A 23,161-nucleotide genomic window follows, 5' to 3' on the forward strand; every position below is an offset into this window, starting at 1 on the left:
TGATTACACCTCATCATGTTCATTGTCCAGTTCCAGGAGCGCAGTTGTTATTGCTCGGTACTCTCTGCCCGCCTCGTTTTCGGGCGCGTAGTGGGAGATTGGAAGTCCTCGTTGTTGTGATTCATAGATTGCAGGTGAGTAGGGGACGGTGAATACCTGTTTGAACGTTTTTTTGACCTCGGATTCAAAAGTCTTCAGCCGCTCCTGCTCTTTTTCCTCTTCTGCGGAGGAGCCGGGTGAGAAGATCCGTTTCAGGAAGAGCGCGAGGCCGCGCGTTCCGGTCGCCTGGCTGCCTGAACCCTTCCAGCGGGTCAGGATGGCGAAATCCGCTACGACGTCCTCTCCGAGCATCTCTCTAATGTCATCAAAGACCATTGAAAGGGCTTCCATACCTCTGAGGGCAAAAGTACCGGAATCGAGGGTGACGATGGTGTGGTCCGCTGCGACGAGTCCATTGATGACGAACTGGCCCATGCTCGGGGGCGTATCGATCAGGATGAAGTCGTAGTTATCCCTCACCCGGGCGAGCGCCTCCTTGAGCAGCCCTGCTCTGTCCTCGATACCGTAGAGATAGGGTTCAACCCCCACGAGGTCCAGGGTTGCCGGGGCCAGGTCGATCCCTGATGCCGTAGGGATGATGATATCTTCAATCACGACGTCCGGAAATCCTTCGAACGTGCTCATGAAGACGTCGTACATGCTCAGTTCAAGGGTTTCGGGGACGATCCCGAGTCCCGTGGTGGCATTGGCCTGCGGGTCGCAGTCCACCACCAGAACGCTTTTTCCGTCTTTCTGGAGGTATCCCGCAACATTGAGGCACGATGTCGTCTTTCCGGTGCCACCTTTGTGGTGGGCGAACGCTACAGTTGTGATATCCAGCACCCCTCAATACCACTATTTGAAATGCGGGTTATTAAACTTACTTTTATGATACTCACGTATGCGGGTTATGTTTTGGATTTTGAAATGACTGAGAAACCCTGTTAATTAATCCGGTTTGTATCTGCGAGGAACATCTGGACGGAGGGATCGACATGAGGCAGGGGCCGGCTATTTTCTTCCCGCTCTTGTGTTCGACGGATGATAGGTGTGCAGCGACGTCTCCTGCGAGACAGGGTTGGTCCGGGCCGATCGGGAGGATGGAGCGTGCATTCACCGGACCGGCCGGAAAACGGGATGATTGCAATTTGCGCTTTTTTCACAATATATTAATATTAGCAATCAAAATGGTGAATGAATAGAGGTGAAAGAGTAATGCGGAGGATGCCCGACCCGCGCTACACCGGCACGGTGCGCCCCTCCGGTTCTCCAAGCGAATGCCCAGCAAATACGTTGGTTTTCTGATACTGATCCTTACTGTTCTCATCGGGACTGCCGGATGCTTATCTGCGACATTTGAAGCGGTGACCTACAGCGGCGATGCCCTGCAGATCCATGTGACGAATTCCGGCGAACCTGTTGAGAACGCTGTACTCCAGGTAACGATCATGGAGGTGAGCGCGCTTGAACAGCACAAGGTCTTTTCCGAAGCACGATATGTTTACCTTGACCGTGGAGAGAACGAATATACAATCCCGATTGACCTGCAGCCCGGATCATACAGGGCCTTCCTGACCGTCTTTGTCGGTACCGAACGGAGAGCCTCCGTCATCCGCGACCTGGGGGTAGCAGCCTGACCCCGGCATTGCTCGCGGCGGCCCGGGGACTTGAACCGGCGGATGCGGTCTTTTCCGCAGGTGAGGTCTTCAACCCGTTTGCGTGCGTCTGGGAGCGTGCGGACTTTGCGGTGAAGGACGGTTACGTCGTCGGCCTCGGGGAGTACGAGGGGAAGCGGGAGTACGACCTTGCGGGGACCTACGTGGTGCCCGGGCTGATCGACGCCCACGTCCATATCGAGAGTTCTCTTCTCACGCCGGCGGAGTATGCCCGGCTCGTTCTTGCGCACGGCACGACGACGGTGATCGCCGACCCCCACGAGATCGCGAACGTCTGCGGAGCGCCGGGAATCGAGTATATACTCGCCGAAGGAGCGCGAACGCCGCTCGACATCCTGGTCATGCTCCCCTCCTGTGTCCCGGCAACGCCCCTTGATATGGGCGGCGCCGTGCTCACGGCAAAAGACCTCGCCCGATTCCGGGGGCGGGAGGGGGTCGTCGGGCTTGCCGAGGTGATGAACGTTCCCGGCGTTCTCGCCGGGGACGGGGACCTCCGGGCAAAGATGGATCTCTTTCCCGTGATCGACGGCCACGCACCGTGCCTCTCCGGGAAGGACCTGAACGCCTACATCGCCGCCGGGGCGAGAAGCGACCACGAGTGCACGACTCTCGCGGAGGCAAGGGAGAAACTCCTCCGGGGAATGTACGTCATGATCCGGGAGGGGTCGACGGAGAAAAACCTCCGGGACCTCCTGCCGCTCGTGAACGCCTGCACGGCGCCGCGGTGCTGCTTTGCCACCGACGACCGGCACGCCGACATGCTTGTCGGGGAAGGGCATATCGATGATTGTGTGAGAAAGGCGGTTGCAGGCGGCCTCAAAGTCGAGCAGGCGCTCCGTATGGCCACGCTCTCCGCTGCCGGGCGGTTCGGGCTCTCTGACCGGGGCGCCCTCGCTCCCGGGAGGATCGCCGACTTCTGCGTCGTCGACGACCCCGATCGTTTCCGTGTCGTGCGGACGTTCAAGCGCGGCGTCGAGGTGGTCGACGCCGGTTACCGCCCGCCGGTCTGTCCTGCGGCACCCATGCACGCCCGCGTCCCGGGACCCCGCGACATCCGGATCACCGGCCGGGGAGAGGCGCGGGTGATCGGGATCGTGCCCGGGCAGATCGTGACCCGGGACCTGCGCTGTCCGGTGGACGCCGCCGCGGTCCCGGACACCGACCGCGATATCCTTAAAGCGGTCGTCACCGACCGTTACCGGGCGAACGGCTCCGGTGTCGGGCTTGTTCACGGCTTCGGGCTGCAGAATGGAGCGATAGCGGGGTCGGTCTCCCACGATTCCCACAACATCGTCGCCGTCGGGGTCGGCGACGCGGATATCATTCACGCCGTCGGCGAGGTGGTCCGGCTCGGCGGGGGGCTTGCGGCGGTCTCCGGCAATGACAGGACCGTGCTTCCTCTCGAGTGCGCCGGGCTCATGTCGGCGCTCCCCCACGATGAGGTCGTGAGACGCCTTGCGGCTCTTGAGGCGCATGCCCGACGGCTCGGAGCGGTCGAGAATCCCTTTATGTACCTTTCGTTCCTCGCCCTGACCGTCATCCCGGAGGTGCGGGTCACGGAGCGGGGAGTTTTCGACGTCCGGGCCTTTGCGGACGTCCCGATCTTCTGCGAGTGAAGAGGGGGCGGGAGAGCACCTGACAGATGCTCTTTCTCTCACAATCAATCGTTTTTGGCGTTCGGTTGTCTCGACGGGTGGGCAGCCGGACGAGAGGGGAGGAATGGTGATGCAGAAAAGAGAAAACGGGCCACCGTTCCTTTCCAGGTTCGGTGGCCGGGGACGAGTCGCTGCTGAATACAGGTCACTCGTCGTCTTTCTTGGGCTCCTTTTGGTCTTTTGATCCTGAACGGGCCGTCTCTTCCGTAAGGGCCGGGGCGTCATCGGCATTGAGGTTCTTGAGGGCGGGGCAGGCCCCGGCCTGCACTTCCTCCACCACCGGACAGGTTCCGGTGCGCCGGTTCCGGATCATGGATGCGACGACGGCCACCCCCAGGATCAGGAGGATGACGGCAAGTGAGACCTCCACCGGGACGTGGTAGATATCGGCGATCAGCATCTTGACACCGACAAAGCTGAGGATACCGGCCAGACCGTACTTCAGGTAGCAGAAGGCGTTCATGATGTGCGCCAGCGCGAAGTACATCGACCTCAGGCCGAGAATGGCAAAGGCATTGGAGCTGAACACGATGAACGAGTTGGTGGTGATGCCGATGACGGCGGGGATGGAATCCACCGCGAACATGATGTCGGTGGTCTCCACCACCAGCAGGGTCACGAACATGGGGGTGGCCCAGAGCACCGTCCTGCCGGTCCGGTCCGGCTTCCTGACGAAGAACCTGTCGCCTTCGTAGTCCCGGGTGACCGGCATGATCTTCCTGAACCCGCGGACCAGGATGTTCTTGTCCGGCTCGACCGTTGTCTCCTCCTTCTTGACTACCATCCTGATGCCGGTGAGGATCAGGAAGGCGCCGAAGATGTAGAGCACCCAGGAGAACCTCTCCACCAGCGCCACACCTGCCATGATGAACGCCAGACGGAACACCAGAGCCCCTATGACGCCGTAGAACAGCACCTTATGCTGGTCCTTTGCTGGCACGCAGAATGCGGCGAATATGATGACGAAGACGAAGAGATTGTCGACGCTCAGCATCAGTTCCATGATGTAGCCGGTGGTGAACTCCAGCCCGGCCTGGGGCCCCATCCAGGCATATATCCCGATATTGAAGATCACCGCGGCGAAGATGAAGACGGCGACCTGTAAGAGCGCCTCCCTTGGTTTTATGACATGGGCCTTGCGGTTGAAGACGCCGAGGTCCAATGCCAGGAGCGCCACTATGCTGATGATGAATACGATCCACGCTGCGTCCATTATTTCTGTCATAGGATCACTCAACCCGGGGCATCGTCCCGGTCACGCCAGGATGCCTGTGGGATAAAACGGGGCGGAAATAGAACTTAAGATCGGCTTTGCTTGAGATTCCGGGCGACATCATCGTTCCCGGGCCACACCTGCCATAGGCAACGTAGCCCCCTTTAGAACTCTCTTCAAGGTGTCCCCTCTTGTGCGGATTTGCGGGAGCGGATCGTCGAAAAACCCTCCCTGACGGAAGTACCTTTATCAAAATCTCGATCAGGCAATATCTCAGTTCTTCGGTGACCGGTCCCGCACCCCATCGTCTCACCTGATCATTTCTGCTCCCCCGTCGAAAATACTTTCTGCCCCGTTCCTGCGTCGCACTTGAAACCGCTCCAGCCCTCTCACCAGAACCCCGATCCCGACATGGCCCCGGGCGCGAGGGCCGCGATCACGAGGAGAAGGAAGGGCTGGTGCAGGAAGTAGATCAGGAGCGAGTGCCGGCCGAGGAACGAGAGCGGCCGGACGGCTGCCGGCTCCGCCGCCTGGAATGAGAACCCCCGCCTCCCGTCCGGGTAGAAGAGGGACCCGAAGGCCATCCCGAGGAGGACGAGGCCGAACCAGGGGAGGAGCGGTACGTAATCGAGGCTCGCGAAGGACTCCGGGTGAATCCCGAGCCAGAGAAGAGGCCAGGGCCCCGGAACGGCGTCGGCGATATAGCCCGCGAAGATGCAGGCGGTGCTCGTGAGGATGAGATTTATGGGGTTGAACCGGGCAAACAGCGGGGCAAGCAGGACGGCGACGCCGATGAAGTGCAGGATGCCGAAGACGATGTAGACGGACGGCAGGAAGAGCCGGGTGACGGCGGTGATGACGAGGCCGTAACAAAATATCGTAAGACCGCGCCGGACATACTTGAGCGTAAGGTCCCTCCCGGCGAGCCGTCGCCCGGCCCGGGCGTAACTGATCGTGAACGAGGCCCCGACGAGAAAGATGAACGTCGACGCGGTCAGGTAGGCGAGCATCCGGAGGAACCCCCCGGAGACGTCGAGCGGGAGCACCCCGAAGAAGTTGAGGTCGAATGCCGCATGAAAGACGATCATCGTCACGACGGCGACGCCCCGGGCGACGTCGATCTCCCAGTAGCGCTCTCCCGGCATGGTCCCGGCCGTCAGAAAGATCTTCGCCGGACGGGGGCGCCGCAGACAGGGCAGGTCTTCAGATCGTCGATCTCTCTGTTCTGCTCTTCGGTAGGCTCGTTGTAGATACGGGTGAAGCCGCACTGCCGACTGCACTCGATCACGATAAACGGGCTACAGATCCTGCCCATATCTCACCACCCCGTTATCCTCTGTAAGCATCTCCTATGTCCATGGGGCGGCAATCAGATAAGCGTTTACCCCGGGTCGGGGATGGCACTGTTATTCCCGTGTCCGCCCGGGCCCTCTGCCTATATTACGGCCGCCCTCCTCCCGGCCTTGCGCATCACAGCATGTCCCGGGACCGCAGGTCCACTCGCCGCTTTGCTGACCTACCTGCCCGGGATGCCCACGTGGCCCGGGAGTTCGGAAAACGCTGCAAGGACGATATCCACCTCGATCTCCGCCGGCCGGCTCTGCCGCCAGTCGCCGTAGGCGGCAAACGCCGTCGTCATGCCTAGGTGCCTTCCCGGGGCGATGTCGCGGACCAGGCTGTCGCCGACCATTATCGCCTCCGCCGGGGCCGCATTGAGCCGCCGGAGGGCATAAATAAGGGAGTCCGGTTCCGGTTTTCGTTTTCCCGATATATCCGGGGTCACCACGGTCTCGAAGTAATCGATGAGCCCGGTTTTATTGAGCCGCCGACGCGCCTGGAACGTCTCCGCGTCGGTGACGACCGCGAGCCCGATCCCGGCGTCCGCGAGGCGCCGGAGCGTCTCTTCGACGCCCGGATACGCCTCGACCATATCGAGTTTCACGTCCTCATAGGTGCGGCAGCAGACGTCGAACGTCCCGGGCTCGTACACCCCGAGGTCTCTGAGATAGTCGCGGATGTTTCTATGGTCCTCGAACCCGTACGTCCCCCGGAGAAACTGCGAAAAGAGCGTTTCAGGGTCCCCGGTCCCGAGGTAGTCGACCACGCACCGGCATGCCTCCCGCTTTGCTCCGACGAAGTCAAAGAGCGTGTTGTCCATGTCGCAGAGGACCGCCGTTACTTTCTTATGCCGAGTGCCGCAAGTCGCCTGCATATCTCCAGTTCCCTTGTGAATTCATGGTATGTCCCGTCATCCCGAAAGCGCACCTTCAGTTCGTCGAGGTCGTTGCCCTTCCCGCCGAACTCCCCGAAGACGGTGAAACCGTTGCAGCCTATAAACCCGAAGACAGCGGCCAGGTTGAAGATCAGCCGCCGGAATTCCTCTGCCGTGCAGGTCGCCCCCTCCAGTCTATATGGGCGGTCGAAGTAGAAGTACTCGAGCCCCTCGGCCATGCAGAGGTCGGCCATGTAGATATCGGCGGTGAGGAGAACCGGGAGGGCATACCGTTCCTCCTCGAATTTCCGAAGCGCCCGAACGATGTTACGGTCGTTCTCTTCCGTCAGGTGCGTGTGGGGGCCGGGCGCTGCGATCTCCATCGCCCGGTCGCGGATGGTCCGGTACTCCTTCAGCGCGAGGTAGGCCGCTTTCCGGGACCGCTTCGTCCGCTTGTTCTCGAGTTCCCCGATGAACTCCCGCGAGCCCGGTGCGCACGCCGCCATCTCCGCGATCGTCTTCGCCGGGTACTTGCGGTTGATGGCGTAGGTGATCTCGTCCCGGACGGTATCGACGATCAGGTAGGAGGAGTGGTTGATCGCCGGGTTGTTCGACGCAAAACCGTGGTAGAAAAGGTTCGTATCCAGGCCGAAGAAGACATCCTTCTTGAGCTGCCCATAGGATACGCGCATCGATTCAAAGGCGGCCTGGTTTGTGTAACGCGCGATCCCGCTTGCAAACATGCATTCCTGAAGGTCGGCGTAGGATGGAAGTTCGCCGGCGATAGGCCCGTACCCGGAGAGCCAGTTCTGGAAGGTCTCGCGCGTTGCGGGTAGTTCGAGGGCGTAGCCGGTTCCATCGGGGTGTGCGACCAGAATATCCCCCTCATAGAGCGGATACGAAACACGGACTTCGTCGAGACTGTTGAGGAGGACCTGCACCTCGTCCTCCCGAATGACCGCGTCGTGCATCACGGCACCCCTCTCGCATCCTCCATGATATCCCGGATCTTCTGGACCTGGCGCGGGATCATCATATACGGCTTTGCGACGTCGTCGGTGCTCTTCATGGAGAGGTAGTAGATGTGCTGGATATCGAGCCCCGCAAGTGAGACCGCGATGAGCGCCCCGGCGACCGTAACCTTCCTTCCCGAGGTGATATCGATCGCCACGCGGAGCCCCTGCCGGATGAATTCTGCGGCAAGCGAGCGGATTGTCTGTCCGGCCCTTATAAAGTCCAATTCCGGCAGAATTTCCACATCTATTGCCGGGGTGAACCCGTATCCCTCTGAAACTACCCGGATTGCTTCGGCTGCGGTCGATGCATCTCCCGCGTAGGGCTCTTCTGTGACGATTGAGACCCGTTCGAGGCGCAACCCCTTCTCCCGCAGGACTGCATGATAAGCGTTGACGAGCGCCCACGTTGAGCGTCCCAGAAGTGTTATGTAGGCATCGCCGGAAGCGGGTGTCACGGGAGAGATCACTGCTCAAGACTCATCCTGCTGCTATATAGGCTTTGTCGGGAGCCCTCTTTCGGGAAAAAGATCAAAAAGTGGTAATCAGAGCACGATATCCTGTTTTCTTGGGCGGATCTGCTCAATTCGCATGTATTTTGGAACTGAATGAGATGGAATGCGGGATCGTGACGGCATTTCACTGCCGGGGTGCTTAAACAAAGCCTTTGATGCTAAAGAAATCGCAAAATACCGCAAAATATTTGGTAAATCTTTTATGATCCATACCCCCACAGTGGTATAAGAGCGCGAAAATACCCGGGAGAGATTCTGGCACATGGAGACGAGAAAAGTACAATTACGGACACCGGCTGAGATCTGGGGACTGGCGGACCCGGATCAACAGAGGAAAGCGCGTCAGGATGCTATCGACGACGGGGATCTGATCGAGATCACCAGGATGGGGAGGGATGCGGGCATCACCTACCCGATTGCAGTCTCGGCACGGGCCGCAGAGCGTATGGTTCCATTCCCGAATATCCCGCAGGAGACCGTCACGGAGAACTTATGGGATACTCTTCATGCATTCAGGGCCAAGGCCTTTGCCACAACAAAAGAAGAGTTTGAGTTCCAGGTCAGCCTCTACCAGAACGGGCTCGTTCCCAACCTCACCTTCAAGGCCGCGGTCTCGCCGGGAGACGACGGCGAACCGGTCATCACCATCATGCTGCCGGACGAGGACTGGGAGACGATCGGATGCGGCTGCCGTCATAGCGCGGGCGACAGGATGCTCACCGTCGACGACGTCGCCTCGACCCTTAACTTCACTCCCGGCCGGATCCGGGAGTTCATCCGGGAGGAGCGGATCCCGGCGGTCAAGTGTGGGGGGTCCTGGCGGATCAAGCGTTCAGAACTTGAACGGATCATGAACGAAGGTTTCTGACCGGTTCATATGGGACGGCGGAAAAACAATAGTTTTTCTGAACGTTTCTGTCGTTCGCCAGCGGTTCTGCCAGTTGCCATACCGCCTGTCCGGATAACCGTCAGGCGTTTTTCCGGGCATGGATCTGCCGCACTGTCCGGTCCTGTATGATATCCGTTCCGGTGCCTCGCATCTCATCTGGCCTGGTCCCGATGTCGTTTCCATCTGTTTGTCAGGGATATGCGCTACCTGGGCGTCGGGGCAGGAGCCCCGGGAAGAGGGTGACCCCCCCATATGCTCTCCTGAAATATGATCTATTTAAATTTTTTCTTATTGATAAGACACATAAAACAAACATTTTTAATTTTTAGACGTATAGTTCTCTTAATGTGCGTCGAGGGCCCACGAGTATTCCCGGACTGTTCTTTCGCCTATTCCATGGCGGGTATCGGCGATTTTACGGCAAAACCGTTAGATTGCGAAGGTGGGGAGGTGCCCCATCCCGATGACCGTGCCAGTTTCGGGATATCGTGTGGCCTCTGGCGTGCGATCTTCTGGGGCACCTGTATTATTCTCCTTTTTCTTGGAGCGGAGGTACTGGGGGTGTCTTCGGTGCCGGCGATCGATGCAGCATGCCCCATTGTATGCTTTCCCGGGCTCTTCGGGCCGAATGGATCTTCGTTCCTCAGGTACCGGATGAAGAGGTCCGCCGAAGGGGGCGGCAAGGAGGACGATTCGGGGGGTCACGACCCTGACCCTGGCGCCTCCCTGCCGGATTCCAGTGCGCCGGACGAACCCGCCCGTGCTGACGGCGAAGAAAATATTCTCAATAGATTTGAAAAGATCCCCGAGGCCCTTCGGCAGTTTGACAGCCTCATCTACGGGGAGAAACCGGGTGCGGACCTTTCTTCCGGCAAACCGATCGAAGCGGAGAGGCTCCCTGCCCTTCCTCCACGGCACAGCCCGGATGACGGCGCGTCCGACGACCCGGACAATTTTCCGGAGCGTTCCATGGATGATCCGCTCCCGGTGAACTCCAAACCCTTCAAACCGCCCGACTCCGACGATAAGGGCGATGAACCGTCTCTTCCGGGCCTCGTCCGTGATGCCTGCCTGCCGGAGGATGAGTCTGGTCCTGACGAACCTGCGGTAGTTTCTGTCGTGGAAGAGCGTCCCATTGCGTCACTCGTCGACGACCTCGGCAGTGACGATGCCGGTATCCGTGAACGCGCCGCACATGCCCTCGCAGAGCGCGGAATCGACGCCGTGGCTCCTCTGATCCGGGCTCTTGCTCTTGTGGACGACGGGAGGCGGTGGTGTGTCGCCGAAGCCCTTGCCCTGATCGGCGAAGATGCAATTCCGGCATTGATTGCTGCACTTGGAGATCCCGGGACGCAGGCAGGAGCGGCTGCAACGCTTGTGCGTGTCGGCGAACCTGCCGTGCCGTCGCTCATCGCAGTGCTTGCCGGCACCGACGACGAAGTGCAGTTCGGTGCCCTCTATGCCCTCCATGAAATCGGCGAGGCGGCTGTCCCTGCCCTTGTCGATGCTCTCGATGCGCCCGACGGGGGCATCCGGAGGGCTGCCGCTTCTGTTCTTCGGGAACTCGGGTGGAAGGCGCCTGATGAAGCCGGAACAATCCGGTATCTTATTGCCACCGAGGCGTGGCTCGATGTGGCGGAACACGGTGAAGCCGTGATCGATCCTCTCATCCGCATCCTGCGGTCTCCGGATCGGGAGATCTGGTGGAATGCCGCCCGGACCCTCGGGGAGGTCGGCGGTGCAGCGGTCGGTCCTCTGGTCGATCTCCTGCGCGAAGCAGGTGATGAGGTGCGGCCGCTGGCGGCGATGGCACTCGCAGAGATCGGGTCTTCCGCGGTCGATCCGCTCATCCGGTTGCTTTCCGACTCCTCCCTCCGGAATACGGCGGCGGCAACCCTGATAAAGATCGGGGAGCCGGCGATAGAGGCATGTATCCAGGCCCTGGACGGCGCGGATGCGGACGTGCAGGCGGCGCTCCAAAACGTCCTCTGTGCGTTCGGCGACGCGGCGGTCCCATCTCTGATCCAGGCACTGACCTCCGATCGGTCCCGTGCTCCTGCCGCTACGATCCTGGATCGGATGGGCTGGGAGCCCTGGAGCGACACCGAACGGGCATGGTACCTGATCGCCCGGGAGGAGTGGGTGGAACTCGCCTTGATGGGTGCGCCGGCGGTCGAGCCCCTGATCCGGACGCTCAACGGCGGCGATGACCGCATACGCGGCGAAGCTGCGGCGACGCTCGGCGAGATCGGCGATCCTGCGGCTGTCGGGCCGCTCGTGGATGCCCTTGCCGACGAGGCCGTTGCCCCGGCAGTGGCGGATGCGCTCGTTGCCATCGGGAAGCCAGCCGTACCTCCGACTCTTGCGCTGCTTGAAGAGAGGACCGGTGCCGCCCTCTCGAATGCCGTCGAGGTGCTGGGCAGACTCGGGGCGGACGAAGCGGTTCCGGCACTCGTTGAACTCGTCAGGAGCGGCGGCGACCGCCTTCACCGGAAAGCCGTCGACGCCCTGGTCGGCATCGGTGCGCCTGCGATAGGCCCCCTTATCTCCCTCCTCGGCGAGGACGGCGACGGGCACACGGGAGCAGTGGCGGCGCTCACCGGAATCGGCGACGCCTCATCCGGGTCGCTTGCCGCCGCGCTTCGCGATGAGAACGTCCTGACCCGCATGGGGGCCGCCACCGTCCTCGGGAGGCTTGGCTGGGCTCCTGCAGGAGAGGAGGAGCAGGTTGTCTACCTGATTGCGCTGCAGCGGTGGTCCGACACTCCGGCCCTCGGGGCTGCGGCCGTCGACCCCCTGGTTGCGCGGCTCGGCGATCCGGACCCCGGCGTGCAGATGGGTGCGGCGGAAGCGCTTGCCCGGATCGGGGCGCCTGCGGTACCTCCTCTGGTCCGCCTGCTCGGCGATGAGGCCGGTTCCGCGCTCGCAGGCGATACGCTGGTACGGATCGGCGAAGCAGCCGTAGATCCGCTGATCCGTGCTCTCGGCGACGATGCGCTCCGGCAGGCTGCCGCCGGGGTGCTGGTCCGGGTCGGGCGCCCCGCTGCCGGTGCGCTCGTTCCAACCCTCGGGCTTTCCGACACGGGCGAAATTACGGCAGAGATCCTGGCGGCAATGGGCGAACCTTGTGTCGATGTCCTGGTCGGTGCGCTCGGGAGCGACGACGCCCGGATCCGACAACGGGCGGGGGATGTGCTCGTCGGCCTCGGCGATATCGCTATCGGCCGGCTTATCGGAGCATTGGGGTATCCGGACGGTGCCCTCAGGATCGGGGTGATCGATACGCTCACCCGGATCGGCAGACCGTCGACGGCCGGCCTTATGGAAGCACTTTCGGACGAGCGCTACCGTGTGCGGCTGGGCGCGGCGGAGGTCCTTGGTAGAGCCGGCTGGGTTCCGGAGACCGGGGAGGAGACCGTCCTCTACCTGATCGCAAAGGAGCAGTGGGCCTCTGTTGCAGAGACCGGGCCCGGTGCCGTCGAACTGCTGATCCGGACGCTCAACGATCCCGACAGCGCAATCCAGATGGGTGCGGCCCGGGCGCTCGGCATGATCGGGGCTCCCGCGGTCGCGCGACTGACCGACGAACTCCGTACGGAGCAGGACGGCAGGCAGAGGAAGGCGGTCGAGGCACTCAAGTTGATCGGGGCGCCCGCGGTCGTGCCGCTCATCGACGCCCTTCAAGACCGTGACTGGCGCATCCGCCTGGGAGCGGCGCGTGCGCTTGTCGCTATCGGGGACCCCGCGGTCGATCCGCTGGTCCGGGCTCTTCGAGAGGGCTCCCCGGCGGTCCAGATGGGAGCTGCGGCGACGCTCGGTAAGATCGGAAGCCCGACGTCCATCAAGCCGCTTACCGATGCGCTCCTGCATGACGACTGGCGCGTGGGGCGCGTTGCGGTGCGGGCGCTCGGCATGCTGGGCGAGGCGGCAGTCGAGCCGCTTCTGTCCGTCCTCCGGGAGGGGAACGATACGGCCTGGAGGGGTGCGGTTACGGCTCTTGTGCTGATCGGCGATGCGGCGGTGCGGCTGCTCCCCGGTGCGCTCACGGACGGGCATTTCCGTGTCCGTGCCGGGGCCGCGGATGCCCTCGACCGTCTGGGCTGGTCCCCGGAGCCGGGGGAGGAGACGGTTCGTTACCTGATCGCGAAGGAGCAGTGGAGCGATCTCGCCCGGGTGGGCGAAGCGGCGGTTGAGCCGCTTGTCGCGGTGCTCAACGACCGCGACGACAGCATCCGGCGGCGGGCGGCCATGGCCCTCGGTGAATTGCGCGACCCCCGGTCGGTCCCGGCGCTCATGACCCTCCTCCACGACGACTACTACAGCAACCGGCGAGAGGCTGCGGCGGCGCTCGTTGCGATCGGAGCCCCTGCCATGGCTTCCGTCGTCTCCGCTCTCGGCGACGGGGACGGCGATGTCAGGAAGCGTGCGGCGGATGTGCTGGCCGAGATCGGGGATGCACGGGCGGTCGAGGCTCTCAGGAATATCTTCAACGATGAGGACTGGTATGTCAGGAAGGCTGCCGAAGACGCGGTGGAGCGGATCCGGGAGCGGACCGGCGGTGCATCGGGCGAGTAGCGGTGCAGAGGGGAGGTTTCGTCAAGAATCCGGGAGCCGTCCGCTGGCGCCTTCGGTGTATATTTATGCGTTCCGTCCCAACATTTCCGCATGTGGGCCGACATTTCACGGGAGTTTGCCGATTCACCGTCCCAGGGCCGGGTAATCCGTTTTATGCTTGAGAACGGGTTCGGCATCAATGAGGAGGGACGCATTGTCTGTAACGACATCGAGATCCCCAACACGCACATCGGCAGGGCGATCGACACCGACCGCAGGGTCGTCGACGCCACCGCCCGCCGCATCCTTGAAAATCCCGGGCTGCGTGAATTTTTCATCAGGATGCGCGCGGTGCCAGACCTCTCCTTGGTCTCCGAGGTCCTCGGCCTCTCGGTGATCACGCTCTACCCGAAAGATGCACATCAAAAAGGGATCGTCGGCGCGGCGGTCAAAGTTCTTGTCGACCACGACCTTTCCATCCGCCAGATCTTCGTCACCGACCCATACCTCGCAGAAGAGCCGAGACTCGTGATGATCGTGGACGAGTCGCGGGTCCCGGCGTCGGTCTATGAAGACCTGCGGGCGCTCCCGCAGGTGCAGCGGCTGGTTATCTGAAGAGTTCCATCTCCTGCCCCAGTCGGCAGATCCGCTTTCTCTGCCGTCTCGGAAGGGCGATTGCCTGCCCCAGCCGCTCCTCCATGGTGATGACGCGGGTCCCTTTCACCAGGTTATCCGCGTTGGCGACGATCTTCTCTTCGAGCGTCTGCGGAATGCAGTCGCGCGGCGTCAGGTTGAGGAGCGAGCACTCGTCGGCCGTCAGCCCGGCACCGATGTGCCGCTCGACGATGGCGACGACGCCCGGGTCAAGACCGAACGAGCGGCATATCTCGCCGCCCACCTCGGCGTGGCGAATATCGTGCGTTACTCCCCGGCCGATATCGTGGAGCAGGGCACCAATCCGGACCAGGTCGCGGTCGACGATCGGATCGGTTGCATAGGCGAGTGCAAGGTCGCGCACCGCCCTGCAGTGCGCGATGACGCCTTCGGAGCACCCGGCGCGCCTGAGAAGGTCGATACAGTCCTGCTCACGCACTTCCAAGGCTCTCCTTGATCTTGTCGACCCTTCTTCTGAGAGCAGTGGCGATGAGTTCATTGTCGAAATGTTCGAGCATCTTCTCACAGTTCGGGCACTCGAAGTTCCAGTTCGCCGCATCCGTGAAGGTGTAGATGGCGCCGCAGTTCTTGCACATGTAAAAGTCGTTCTTTTCTTCGTAGGCGAGCCGGACATCAAGGTGTTCGAGCACGTCCCGGATCTCTTCTTCGAGTACGTCGTGGATACGGTCCAGGCGGAGATGCCAGAGGTAGGTGAGCCACCCGGTCTCGGCGTTCTTCAGCCGCCGGTACTCGGCAAGGCGCTTCTCGTAGAGCGTGTACAGCGTGTGGCGAACGGTGTTGAGGTTGACTCCGGTAATCTCGGCAAGTTCCTCGTCACTGTGTTCCCCTTCTTCGGGGAACCGCCTGAGAAGTTCGATACCCTCCTCTCCGATCATGCGCAGGATGTATGCGTTGATCGCCGGATTGTTTAACAGTTCAGCGACGGATGCCATGCTAAAATCTCCCCATAGTCAGGTATTGCATAATAGTTACGGTTTCGGGATCGGTGCGCACCATATTCTGCTCTCAATCTTTAACTTCTTTTCCCGTCGAAGGGGCCGGAGAGCCCGTGCCCGGGGCTCACTCACCGGTCATCCTCCGGACCGCCCCGATGTTTTTCTCAAGGTCCACGGAGGCTTCCGCCTCCGTTTTCCCGCATCCGTAGACGCTCACCAGGGCATGCCCCTCTTCAAACTCGGTGCCGGGCCATGGAATATCGGCGATGCGGGGTGCAAGCGCCGAAAGATCGGCATCAAGCCGCATATCCCGCTCCGCAAAGAGGATCCGCCGGATCGCAACCCGCCCGACCTTCGGCCTCGTCTCCGGGAGCACCCCACGGCAGGCGTCCATGTGCATGGCAAAGACGCTCGTTCCGGTTGCCGCCTCGACCGTGTCCAGGGTGGCCTGAAACCGCGGGTTGATCTCGATCGCCCAGGGTTTCTCCCCCGCCATGAAGTCGACCCCGACCGAGCCCACGCACCCGCTCATAGCAGCGATCCGCTCGGCCGCCGCGATCATCTCCCCGGCGAGAGGGTGGGCGAACGGCGTGACCGACCCGGCAAACCCGTGCGCGCTCTCGCCGTTGCCCCGCAGGATCTGCCGGTTGACGGCGACGGCCAGCGCACGCCGACCGTCGGCAACGCAGGAGACGCTCGACGGGACCCCGTCGACGAGTTGCTGCGCAACATACGGCACGTCCGGCCAGGTCTCCTTCCATCGGCGGAGTTCTTCGCTGTTCATCACGACCGTGTTCCTCCATCCCCCCGCTCCACGGCGCGGCTTGACCATCGCCGGAAACCGCCCGTCTTCGGCAAGCGGCGGGATCGGCACGTCCAGCCTCTCGAAGAACCGCTGGATCTCCAGTTTGTCAAGGAACCGCTCTACCTTCCGGGGCGGTGTGCCGCAGATCGGGATCGTCGTCCCGATGGTCTCGGCGCCCGAAGCGACGACCAGCGCGTCGACCGGGTGGCGGGCGGCAAGTTCGGCGATCTTTCCCGGAAGGTCGGTGAGGTCGTCGAACGAGAGGCAGTCGTCCGTGCACCAGGTGAGGTCCTGGTCGCAGAAGTGGTCGACGGCGTAGACCGTGTAGCCGGCCCGGCGGGCCGACTGAGCGATGTGCCGCGTGGCGAACCCGGCAACCAGCACCCGACCCTTCACGTCTCCACCGTTCTCTTTCCCGCCTTTGTCGGCTCAATCCGGATCTTTGCATCCGGGTACTCCCGGTTGAGTTCCTTTCCCTCATAGAGGTGGTCGAGGAAGAGGGCGAGGCTTGAGATCTCGGAGTGAGGCTGGGTCGTCACCGAGACGTTGTAGTCGGCGAGGCCGTAGATCTCTCCCGGCACCTTCTCCGCGCCGACCACGACGAGCACCCGCTCCTGGCTCCGGATCTCGTCGATGACGTCGGTCATCCGAAGTCCGTACATCGTGAGGTGGGCGACCTTGCCGCCGCCCGCCTTCCAGTCCCTGATGCACCGCCGCCACGCCACGTTGTTCTCCACAAAAAAATCTCCTCCCCACCGGGAGGCTACGTCCTCGATGCTGGCGACCACGCCCCGGTCGTCTGCAGCGAGGTACATCCCCCGTGCCCCGAGCGCCCGCGCCGCGAGCCCGACATGCGTCGTCACCCGCTGGTCGCGTTCGGGCCGATGCCCGATCCTGAGCACCGCTACTTCCGGCATGTCACTCCCTCCTCTTTGCCTTGACAACGCCGTTTTCGATGACGAACGGAAGTTCTTCCTTTGCATACCGGCACTGACACTCGATCAGCGACTCCTGGATGGAGAGGAGCCGCACCGTCTCCCCGGACCGACGGACCAGAAGATAGCGCTCAAGGCGCTCAAGCGATCTCGTGACCGCATCGGCTTCGAAACCGGTGGCTGCTACCAGGTTTTCGACCGTAACGCCCCCGGTTTCGGGAATCCGGTGGTATATGGCCCAGTCCAGATCTTCCTCACGCACACCTATTCTTTTTTCCGGGTAGACCGATATAGTTATTCATGCGCCGCCTGCACCGTTCCGGCTCTGCATGCCGCTATCCGTGCGGTTTGTTCGCCGGGCATCGGGCGCGACGGAAGATACGGTGGGAACCGAGTATGGTCAATTATGCGGAACTGGCGGACCTTGCCGACAGGCTCTTTGAGGCAAGCAACGACGACGACGAACTTCTCGCGGAGCGACTCGATACGCTTGACGGAGAGACCCGGGGAGCGCTGCTCTCCTCCGACTTCCTCAACGCCTATCAGGTCTTTTACTATTACTTCCGGGAGACGCCGGACGACCTGATCCTGGAGCGGCTGCAACTCCATGCGGCATCGGACCTCGCCCGGGGGATCGTCATCGAGGAGTTCGATATCTACGAGGTGGTTTTCGGCGTGGAGGACGGGAGGCCGTTCCTCATCCTCACCGACGGCGAGACGACGCTCGCGCGGTTCGAAGGAGAGCGGGCATACGCCGAACTGGTCCGGTACCTGGACGAATCCTTCTAGACGGGCGGCCGTCCGGCCGTGATCAGCCGCTCGTCCACGTTCGCCCGCACGACCGGGGGAAGGTCTCCCCAGCGGATCACCGCGTCGCCGATGACGGCAAGAACGCCAGAGACGCCGGTTCCCGGGAGGACGTCGAGGACCGACGTGTCGTTCGGCGTAATCCGGTTGCAGACCGCCGTCGCCCAGGCGTCCGCGACGGCGACATCGTGGGCGAACACCGTCACGGCGTCGGCGATGCCGAAACTGATGGACGGTCCCACCGTAGCCGATGATGTGCAGATGCCGAGGATCTCTTTTTCCGGCGGGACCCGGAACGCAATCCTTCCACTTAAGGAAGATGCGCCGGCAAAGACGCCGACCTTTATCTCCCGGTCGCTCACGAGGGCGATATCTCCCCCGTTGTCGATGAGGCCGAACGACGCGCCGGCCGTAACCATCGCCTCCACCCCAGCCTCGGCGATGGCGCCCGCCACGGCCGCCATGGGGCCGACCCCCGCCCCTGCAGCGGCCCGCGCCATGCGGCCGGCCGTCTTCTCCGGGGATTTCGGGGTGTACGGCTCAAACGTCGCCGAAAAATAGGGATCGCGAGTGACCTGCCGCTCGACCTCCTGCCGGGCGGTCATCATGCCTGTTTTGGCCGCCGCAATCTGCCGGGGGTCGTCGGCAAGGATCGTCGCGATCGTCTGCCGAAACTCGAAGTGCTCCCGAATCATCCCTGTTGAGAGAGGGCGCCGTGCGGGCATGCCTGGATGCACCTGCCGCAGAGGACGCACCGTTCGGGCCGCACATGGAGGCGCCACTCTCCGTCGAAGGAGAAGACCTCCTGGGGGCAGATGCTGATGCAGGCCCCGCAGTCGACGCACTCGGCTTCGTCAAGCGTGACGGCGTTCTCCATCGCGCGGACCGCGACCCCCAGTTCTTCGAGGCGCCGCCGGACTCGGTCCGCATCCGTATCGGGGACGTCGATCAGCACCTCCCCTGCCATCGAGTCGATGTTGGCCTTCTCGACGTTGATGAGGACGCCGGTCTCCTTCACCACGCGGGCGATCACCGGCTCCCTTCCCGGGTCGGCCTTCCCTTTCCGCGAGAACGCGAGCAGGAGTTTCATTGCCGCCGCCTCCCGCCGAAGAGCTTCCCGAGATCGATCGCCGAGAGGATGCCGACCACCCGGTTCGCCGCATCCACCACCGGAAGCGCGCTGATGTTGTTCTGCTCCAGTTTCCGGGCGGCGATATCCACCGGCTCATCGGGGGTCGTCCGGATCACCTGCCGGGTCATGATGTCTTTCACCTTCTTCAACCGCCCGTCGTACACCACCGCCTTCGAGACGTCGTAGGTGGTGATGATCCCGGAGAGCGTGCCGTTGCCGTCCAGGACCGGGAGATGGTTCGTCTCGCCCCGGAGCAGCCGTTTTGCCGCAACCCGGATCTCATCGTCCTCCGTGATGCTGATCACCTCCCGGTTCATGATGTCGCGGACGCGGGGGATCGCGGCCGTCTCCCGCATGGGCTTTACGCGTTTTGCCGGGTCGATCCGCCGGGTGGGGAGGGCCAGTTCCATCTTTCCCGCCTCTATCCAGGCTTTCAGTTCCTGCGCCACCGCCCGTGCCTTCCGGTAACTGGAGAGCGACGACGTCCTGACCGCTTCACCGCCGATCTCAACGGACCCGCTCTTTAGGTCGGCGTAACTGACCCTTGCAAGCGCCGGCCGGTCCCGCCGGGGTGTGCCGTAATCGATGACGTCGGTCAGGATATCCTCGTCGCGCACCGCGGTGCTTCGGACGATCCCGGTATCGAGCACCGGTATCGGGACGCCGACGCCGAGATAGAGCGTCACGCCGTAGCCGTTCATCACCGCTGCGCGCAGGAATTCCTGCCGCATCTGTTTCAGGTCCCCGGTCACCATCAGCGTACCAAAGCTGCTCCCCGCCGAATGCTGGGTGCCTTCGCCGACGACCATGCCAGCCGCACCGGCAAGGAATATCGGGACGCCGCTCCCGATGACCTGGAAGTTCGGGTCGTTTGCGAGCGGCGAGAGGGTCCCTGCGCCGGAGTAGGAGACGTTGCCGCACCGCGGGAGGAGCGTCCCCATATAGGTGTGGAGCGTCCTGTCGGTGGCGTTCGTCGCCGCGTTGTAGCGCTGGTAGGAGTTCCTCGGGTTTACCATGATCGCCTGGTTCATGTCCTCAAGCAGCAACTCCGTGGTGACGCTCCGGCGCGGGTAGCAATCGGTCCCGTGGGAGGTTGCCCGCAGTTCAACAGTGCCTCCGGAGACGAGTTCCTCAAGGACATGGGCGCCGCCGTAGGGCTGGTCCCTGTCTTCAGCCTCCTCTGTTGCACCGAGGTAGGCGTCGACCGCCGCGATGCCGGCGTATGCTTCCACATCGTTGAGCCAGATACGCTCCATCCTGATGGGGGGGTCGGCGTGCCCGAAGTTGAAGAATGCGCCGGAGGAGCACATTGCCCCGAACGTCCCGGTCGTGACGACGTCGACCTCCTCCAGTGCCCCTTCCTCTCCTAATTCGTCGACAATGGCCGGCATCTCGTCGGCGGTGACAACTCGTACACTGCCGTCTCGTATCCGGGCATTGATGAGGTCGAGGGACTTTTCCATGAGCCTTTATTCATTTTAGAATATTTATAAGTGTTGATTATTACTTTTAGTAATATGCACCCGATTACGGTTCATTCCGTTACGGGATCAATCCGGGCCGAAAAAGAGGTGAATTCTGTCGTTTCAGTTCCGCTTCCGCAGGCCCACGAAAAGCCCGAGGACGCCGAGCGCTCCCACCACGGCGAAGGGCGCCATGCCTGCTTTCGCGGTCGGGTTCGGCACGGCCTCAAGCGAGGCCGAGGCAGATGCGGTGCTTCCGGAACCGACCTGGACGCTGGTCGACCAATCGTTGTAACCGGCGAGCGCCACCCTGACCGCATGAGTGCCGGCGGTAATACCGTCAATGGTCAGCGGGGTGACGCCCTTATAGGCGTTGTCGATGTAGACCCCGGCGCCGGAGGGGGAAGAGGTGACCTCAATGGAGCCCGTTGCGCTTCCGGAGGCGGGCTGGAGGGCTGCACTGACATGGGTCGTGGTCGCTTTGCTGACGGTAACCGATGTCGTGTAGTCCTGGTATCCGCCGAGAGCGACTTTCAGGGTATGGGAGCCGACCTGAACGTTCGAGATCGTAAATCCTCCGGACGGGGAGGTCTGTCCCTGAAGATTTCCGTCGAGGTAGACATTTGCCCCTGCCGGGTAGGAGACCACGTCGATAGCCCCGGTAGTTTCGGAGGGAATGGCTGCCATCCGGGCTTCGACGTAACGGGTCACGCCGGAGGTCACGGATACGGTTGTCGCCCAGTCATAGTAGCCGGCGAGATCAAGTTCGATGTTATGGTTCTTTGCCGAGACGCTGTTGAGCGTCAGGGGCGTCCGTCCCTTGTAGACTCCGTCCATGTAGACATACGCGCCGCTCGGGCTGGAAGTGACGGTGATCGCACCGTGCTGCTGGACCGGCTTCAGAGTGAACTGAACGTTCGACTGCTGTCCTGACCTGACGGTGACGGTGGTCTGGTCGGACTGGTAGCCAGTTTGCTCGGCCTCAAGCGAATAGGTGCCGGGGCTGAGGCCATCGATCGTGAGCGGCGTTACGCCCCGGTAGTTTCCGTTCAGGTAGACCGCCGAGCCGGAAGGGCTGGATGTGGCGTAGATCGAACCGACTGTCTGGACCGGCTGCAGCGTCGCGTAGACGTCCACGGTCTCGCCCGCCGCGGGGCTCGATGGCAGGCTGCCGGAATACGTCTGGTAGCCGTTCTTCTCGACCCGGATGGTGCTGTACGGCGTCCCGGTTGTGTAGACCGGGACATTGATCGTTCCTCCGTATGTGGTACCCTGATAGTGTCCGTCAAAATACACGTCCGCACCGTCGATGTTGCAGTGGACGCGGTACCATGCTTCATCTCCTCCGATACCTGCAGCGACGGCGGGGATGCCGGCACAGAGGACGAGGAGCATCATTCCAGTGATAACGTTTTTCAGCATGCCTCTATCTCCGATAGACAAATGTCGATTTTTTTGATGATAATCATTTCCATATGATATACTCGATATCTACCGGTTTTAGGGGATATTCTCTCTTTTCGTTGATGCGTTTGCGAAACGTTCAAATAATTGCGAACTCGCCCCGTCCGATACCCCATTCACCTTTTATTCTATGATGCCCATGGTATTCTCATGGATATCGAGGGCTTCATCGCCGCAATGGAGCGGATCGCTCCGCCGGAACTGGCCGAAGACTTCGATGACGGGAGGATCGGTCTCGTCGTCGAGGGGAAGGAGGAGATCGGGACCGTCTGCTGTGCGCTCGACGCAACACAGCGGGTGGTGGACGCTGCCGTTCTTGCCTGCGCGGATATGCTGGTCGTCCACCATACGCCTCTCTGGAACCCGATCTCCGCGGTCAGGGGTCCTCTGTCGCACCTGCTCCGAACCCTCCTTTCTACCGGCACGAACCTCTATGTCATGCATACGAACTTCGACCGTGCCGAAGGCGGCGTCAACGACCTCCTGGCCGCGAGACTCGGTCTTTCGCGGACGGAGCGGATGACCGTCGGCCTCGTCGGCGACTGTTCCCTCGATGCGAACGAGATCGCCCGCCGCCTCTCCGGCGGCGGAATACGGGTTTACGGGGAGACCGGGACGATCCGGCGCCTGGCGGTCGTGGGGGGGAGCGGGTTTGACCCTGACCTGATCCGGGAGGCCGTCGACCTCGGAGCGGAAGCCTTCCTCTCGGCGGAGTTGAAGCACCATGTGGCCCGTGCATCGCCCATACCCTGCCTTGAAGCCACTCACTACGCGCTCGAAGCACCCGCCATGGAAGCCCTTGCCTCCCGTATGGGATGGCATTATATCCCTGATCCGCCACACGTAGTGGTAATTCCATGAGCGGCATCTGGCAGAAGATCGAGCAAACCCGGGCGCTGACGCCGGAGTTCCGCACCTGCATCGAGCGTATCTACGGGGAGCGGGGAAGCAAGGCGCTCAGAGCCGTCGACGAAGGGCAGGTGAAGCGTTACCGCGACTTTTTCATCGTGGTGGGACGCAGCAACGAGTACATCGTCGAAGACGACTTCTGCACCTGCAGCGACTTTCTCTTCCGGGGCCGCGAATGCTGGCACATCCTTGCGGTACGTATCGCCGAGCGGACGGGATTATACGAATCCTACGATCTCTGGTACCAGGACACATGGAAACTTTAAACTT

At 62.1% G+C, this 23,161-nt stretch carries 24 protein-coding genes; 8 read left to right on the forward strand and 16 right to left on the reverse strand.

Annotation, left to right across the window (positions count from 1 at the left end; all coding sequences use genetic code 11):
• Positions 1-3 precede the first annotated feature (3 nt).
• Positions 4-882 (reverse strand): ParA family protein, encoded by an 879-nt coding sequence (locus BP737_RS00645; protein ID WP_292410920.1) that lies wholly within the window; start codon positions 880-882, stop codon positions 4-6.
• Between the two features lie 434 nt (positions 883-1,316).
• Here BP737_RS00645 and BP737_RS00650 point away from each other — a divergent pair, with 434 nt between their 5' ends.
• On the forward strand, positions 1,317-1,676 hold the full coding sequence (locus tag BP737_RS00650) for a hypothetical protein (RefSeq protein ID WP_292410921.1): 360 nt from the start codon (positions 1,317-1,319) through the stop codon (positions 1,674-1,676).
• Positions 1,677-1,684: 8 nt separating this feature from the next.
• Complete coding sequence (gene ade / locus BP737_RS00655; protein WP_292410922.1) at positions 1,685-3,331, forward strand: adenine deaminase; 1,647 nt, start codon at positions 1,685-1,687, stop codon at positions 3,329-3,331.
• Positions 3,332-3,515: 184 nt separating this feature from the next.
• Here ade and BP737_RS00660 read toward each other — a convergent pair whose 3' ends face one another.
• From BP737_RS00660 to BP737_RS00685, 6 genes are all read right to left on the reverse strand, one after another.
• Positions 3,516-4,595: a TerC family protein gene (locus tag BP737_RS00660; protein ID WP_292410923.1), complete on the reverse strand. Its 1,080-nt coding sequence runs from the start codon at positions 4,593-4,595 to the stop codon at positions 3,516-3,518.
• A 377-nt stretch (positions 4,596-4,972) separates the two neighbouring features.
• Positions 4,973-5,728, reverse strand: a complete 756-nt coding sequence (locus BP737_RS00665) for a heparan-alpha-glucosaminide N-acetyltransferase (protein WP_292410924.1) — start codon at positions 5,726-5,728, stop codon at positions 4,973-4,975.
• Positions 5,729-5,739: 11 nt separating this feature from the next.
• Positions 5,740-5,898 (reverse strand): hypothetical protein, encoded by a 159-nt coding sequence (locus BP737_RS00670; protein ID WP_292410925.1) that lies wholly within the window; start codon positions 5,896-5,898, stop codon positions 5,740-5,742.
• A gap of 201 nt (positions 5,899-6,099) precedes the next feature.
• On the reverse strand, positions 6,100-6,795 hold the full coding sequence (locus tag BP737_RS00675; RefSeq protein WP_292410926.1) for an HAD family hydrolase: 696 nt from the start codon (positions 6,793-6,795) through the stop codon (positions 6,100-6,102).
• Positions 6,759-7,766, reverse strand: coding sequence for a hypothetical protein (locus BP737_RS00680; protein ID WP_292410927.1), 1,008 nt, complete (start codon positions 7,764-7,766; stop codon positions 6,759-6,761). Before BP737_RS00680 ends, BP737_RS00675 begins: the two co-directional genes overlap by 37 nt.
• Positions 7,766-8,278, reverse strand: a complete 513-nt coding sequence (locus tag BP737_RS00685) for a hypothetical protein (protein ID WP_292410928.1) — start codon at positions 8,276-8,278, stop codon at positions 7,766-7,768. The genes BP737_RS00680 and BP737_RS00685 overlap by 1 nt, the downstream gene beginning before the upstream one ends.
• Positions 8,279-8,585: 307 nt before the next feature.
• Here BP737_RS00685 and BP737_RS00690 point away from each other — a divergent pair, with 307 nt between their 5' ends.
• The 3 genes from BP737_RS00690 to BP737_RS00700 all read left to right on the forward strand — a co-directional run bounded on the left by BP737_RS00690 (position 8,586) and on the right by BP737_RS00700 (position 14,381).
• Complete coding sequence (locus tag BP737_RS00690) at positions 8,586-9,191, forward strand: helix-turn-helix domain-containing protein (protein ID WP_292410929.1); 606 nt, start codon at positions 8,586-8,588, stop codon at positions 9,189-9,191.
• A gap of 366 nt (positions 9,192-9,557) precedes the next feature.
• Entirely contained in the window at positions 9,558-13,787 is a 4,230-nt protein-coding gene (locus BP737_RS00695; protein ID WP_292410930.1) for a HEAT repeat domain-containing protein, read from the forward strand.
• A gap of 90 nt (positions 13,788-13,877) precedes the next feature.
• The gene (locus tag BP737_RS00700; protein ID WP_292410931.1) at positions 13,878-14,381 is read left to right on the forward strand and encodes a regulator of amino acid metabolism, contains ACT domain protein; all 504 of its coding nucleotides are present in this window, start codon (positions 13,878-13,880) and stop codon (positions 14,379-14,381) included.
• Here the strand turns inward: BP737_RS00700 and BP737_RS00705 are convergent.
• The 5 genes from BP737_RS00705 to BP737_RS00725 all read right to left on the reverse strand — a co-directional run bounded on the left by BP737_RS00705 (position 14,374) and on the right by BP737_RS00725 (position 17,378).
• Positions 14,374-14,859 (reverse strand): HDIG domain-containing metalloprotein, encoded by a 486-nt coding sequence (locus BP737_RS00705; RefSeq protein ID WP_292410932.1) that lies wholly within the window; start codon positions 14,857-14,859, stop codon positions 14,374-14,376. The two genes, BP737_RS00700 and BP737_RS00705, sit on opposite strands and share 8 nt — an antisense overlap.
• Entirely contained in the window at positions 14,852-15,373 is a 522-nt protein-coding gene (locus BP737_RS00710; RefSeq protein WP_292410933.1) for a transcription factor, read from the reverse strand. The genes BP737_RS00705 and BP737_RS00710 overlap by 8 nt, the downstream gene beginning before the upstream one ends.
• Positions 15,374-15,500: 127 nt before the next feature.
• Entirely contained in the window at positions 15,501-16,577 is a 1,077-nt protein-coding gene (locus BP737_RS00715; RefSeq protein ID WP_292410934.1) for an ATP-grasp domain-containing protein, read from the reverse strand.
• Positions 16,574-17,098, reverse strand: a complete 525-nt coding sequence (locus tag BP737_RS00720; RefSeq protein ID WP_292410935.1) for a tRNA (cytidine(56)-2'-O)-methyltransferase — start codon at positions 17,096-17,098, stop codon at positions 16,574-16,576. The genes BP737_RS00715 and BP737_RS00720 overlap by 4 nt, the downstream gene beginning before the upstream one ends.
• 1 nt (position 17,099) lies before the next feature.
• Positions 17,100-17,378 carry a MarR family transcriptional regulator gene (locus tag BP737_RS00725; protein ID WP_292410936.1) on the reverse strand — a complete coding sequence of 93 codons (279 nt, stop codon included), beginning with the start codon at positions 17,376-17,378 and terminating at the stop codon, positions 17,100-17,102.
• Positions 17,379-17,512: 134 nt separating this feature from the next.
• On the opposite strand from BP737_RS00725, the gene BP737_RS00730 reads away from it, so the two are divergent.
• Positions 17,513-17,905: a hypothetical protein gene (locus tag BP737_RS00730; RefSeq protein ID WP_292410937.1), complete on the forward strand. Its 393-nt coding sequence runs from the start codon at positions 17,513-17,515 to the stop codon at positions 17,903-17,905.
• Here BP737_RS00730 and BP737_RS00735 read toward each other — a convergent pair.
• The 4 genes from BP737_RS00735 to BP737_RS00750 form a co-directional block, all read right to left on the reverse strand.
• Positions 17,902-18,618, reverse strand: coding sequence for a UPF0280 family protein (locus tag BP737_RS00735; RefSeq protein WP_342771868.1), 717 nt, complete (start codon positions 18,616-18,618; stop codon positions 17,902-17,904). The genes BP737_RS00730 and BP737_RS00735 overlap by 4 nt on opposite strands.
• Positions 18,615-19,013: a 4Fe-4S binding protein gene (locus BP737_RS00740; protein ID WP_292410939.1), complete on the reverse strand. Its 399-nt coding sequence runs from the start codon at positions 19,011-19,013 to the stop codon at positions 18,615-18,617. The genes BP737_RS00735 and BP737_RS00740 overlap by 4 nt, the downstream gene beginning before the upstream one ends.
• Complete coding sequence (locus tag BP737_RS00745; protein WP_292410940.1) at positions 19,010-20,518, reverse strand: homocysteine biosynthesis protein; 1,509 nt, start codon at positions 20,516-20,518, stop codon at positions 19,010-19,012. Before BP737_RS00745 ends, BP737_RS00740 begins: the two co-directional genes overlap by 4 nt.
• Positions 20,519-20,641: 123 nt before the next feature.
• Positions 20,642-21,940 (reverse strand): PEGA domain-containing protein, encoded by a 1,299-nt coding sequence (locus BP737_RS00750; protein ID WP_292410941.1) that lies wholly within the window; start codon positions 21,938-21,940, stop codon positions 20,642-20,644.
• A 192-nt stretch (positions 21,941-22,132) separates the two neighbouring features.
• Here BP737_RS00750 and BP737_RS00755 point away from each other — a divergent pair, with 192 nt between their 5' ends.
• Positions 22,133-22,843 (forward strand): Nif3-like dinuclear metal center hexameric protein, encoded by a 711-nt coding sequence (locus tag BP737_RS00755; protein ID WP_292410942.1) that lies wholly within the window; start codon positions 22,133-22,135, stop codon positions 22,841-22,843.
• Complete coding sequence (locus tag BP737_RS00760; protein ID WP_292410943.1) at positions 22,840-23,157, forward strand: SWIM zinc finger family protein; 318 nt, start codon at positions 22,840-22,842, stop codon at positions 23,155-23,157. The genes BP737_RS00755 and BP737_RS00760 overlap by 4 nt, the downstream gene beginning before the upstream one ends.
• The last annotated feature ends 4 nt before the right edge of the window (positions 23,158-23,161 follow it).

The organism is Methanoculleus sp. UBA291 (assembly GCF_002499755.1).
GTDB lineage: Archaea > Halobacteriota > Methanomicrobia > Methanomicrobiales > Methanoculleaceae > Methanoculleus > Methanoculleus palmolei.

What these genes read in the sequence shown, in the direction of transcription:
- BP737_RS00730 (WP_292410937.1), top strand. Translation starts at nt 17,513, where the DNA reads ATGGTCAATTATGCGGAACTGGCGGACCTTGCCGACAGGCTCTTTGAG.
- BP737_RS00745 (WP_292410940.1), bottom strand. Translation starts at nt 20,518, where the DNA reads ATGGAAAAGTCCCTCGACCTCATCAATGCCCGGATACGAGACGGCAGT.
- BP737_RS00680 (WP_292410927.1), bottom strand. Translation starts at nt 7,766, where the DNA reads ATGCACGACGCGGTCATTCGGGAGGACGAGGTGCAGGTCCTCCTCAAC.
- BP737_RS00720 (WP_292410935.1), bottom strand. Translation starts at nt 17,098, where the DNA reads ATGCCGGAAGTAGCGGTGCTCAGGATCGGGCATCGGCCCGAACGCGAC.
- BP737_RS00710 (WP_292410933.1), bottom strand. Translation starts at nt 15,373, where the DNA reads ATGGCATCCGTCGCTGAACTGTTAAACAATCCGGCGATCAACGCATAC.
- BP737_RS00650 (WP_292410921.1), top strand. Translation starts at nt 1,317, where the DNA reads ATGCCCAGCAAATACGTTGGTTTTCTGATACTGATCCTTACTGTTCTC.
- BP737_RS00665 (WP_292410924.1), bottom strand. Translation starts at nt 5,728, where the DNA reads ATGCCGGGAGAGCGCTACTGGGAGATCGACGTCGCCCGGGGCGTCGCC.
- BP737_RS00690 (WP_292410929.1), top strand. Translation starts at nt 8,586, where the DNA reads ATGGAGACGAGAAAAGTACAATTACGGACACCGGCTGAGATCTGGGGA.
- BP737_RS00695 (WP_292410930.1), top strand. Translation starts at nt 9,558, where the DNA reads ATGTGCGTCGAGGGCCCACGAGTATTCCCGGACTGTTCTTTCGCCTAT.
- BP737_RS00675 (WP_292410926.1), bottom strand. Translation starts at nt 6,795, where the DNA reads ATGCAGGCGACTTGCGGCACTCGGCATAAGAAAGTAACGGCGGTCCTC.
- BP737_RS00700 (WP_292410931.1), top strand. Translation starts at nt 13,878, where the DNA reads ATGTGGGCCGACATTTCACGGGAGTTTGCCGATTCACCGTCCCAGGGC.
- BP737_RS00660 (WP_292410923.1), bottom strand. Translation starts at nt 4,595, where the DNA reads ATGACAGAAATAATGGACGCAGCGTGGATCGTATTCATCATCAGCATA.
- BP737_RS00755 (WP_292410942.1), top strand. Translation starts at nt 22,133, where the DNA reads ATGGATATCGAGGGCTTCATCGCCGCAATGGAGCGGATCGCTCCGCCG.
- BP737_RS00760 (WP_292410943.1), top strand. Translation starts at nt 22,840, where the DNA reads ATGAGCGGCATCTGGCAGAAGATCGAGCAAACCCGGGCGCTGACGCCG.
- BP737_RS00740 (WP_292410939.1), bottom strand. Translation starts at nt 19,013, where the DNA reads ATGAAACTCCTGCTCGCGTTCTCGCGGAAAGGGAAGGCCGACCCGGGA.
- BP737_RS00735 (WP_342771868.1), bottom strand. Translation starts at nt 18,618, where the DNA reads ATGATTCGGGAGCACTTCGAGTTTCGGCAGACGATCGCGACGATCCTT.
- BP737_RS00750 (WP_292410941.1), bottom strand. Translation starts at nt 21,940, where the DNA reads ATGCTGAAAAACGTTATCACTGGAATGATGCTCCTCGTCCTCTGTGCC.
- BP737_RS00670 (WP_292410925.1), bottom strand. Translation starts at nt 5,898, where the DNA reads ATGGGCAGGATCTGTAGCCCGTTTATCGTGATCGAGTGCAGTCGGCAG.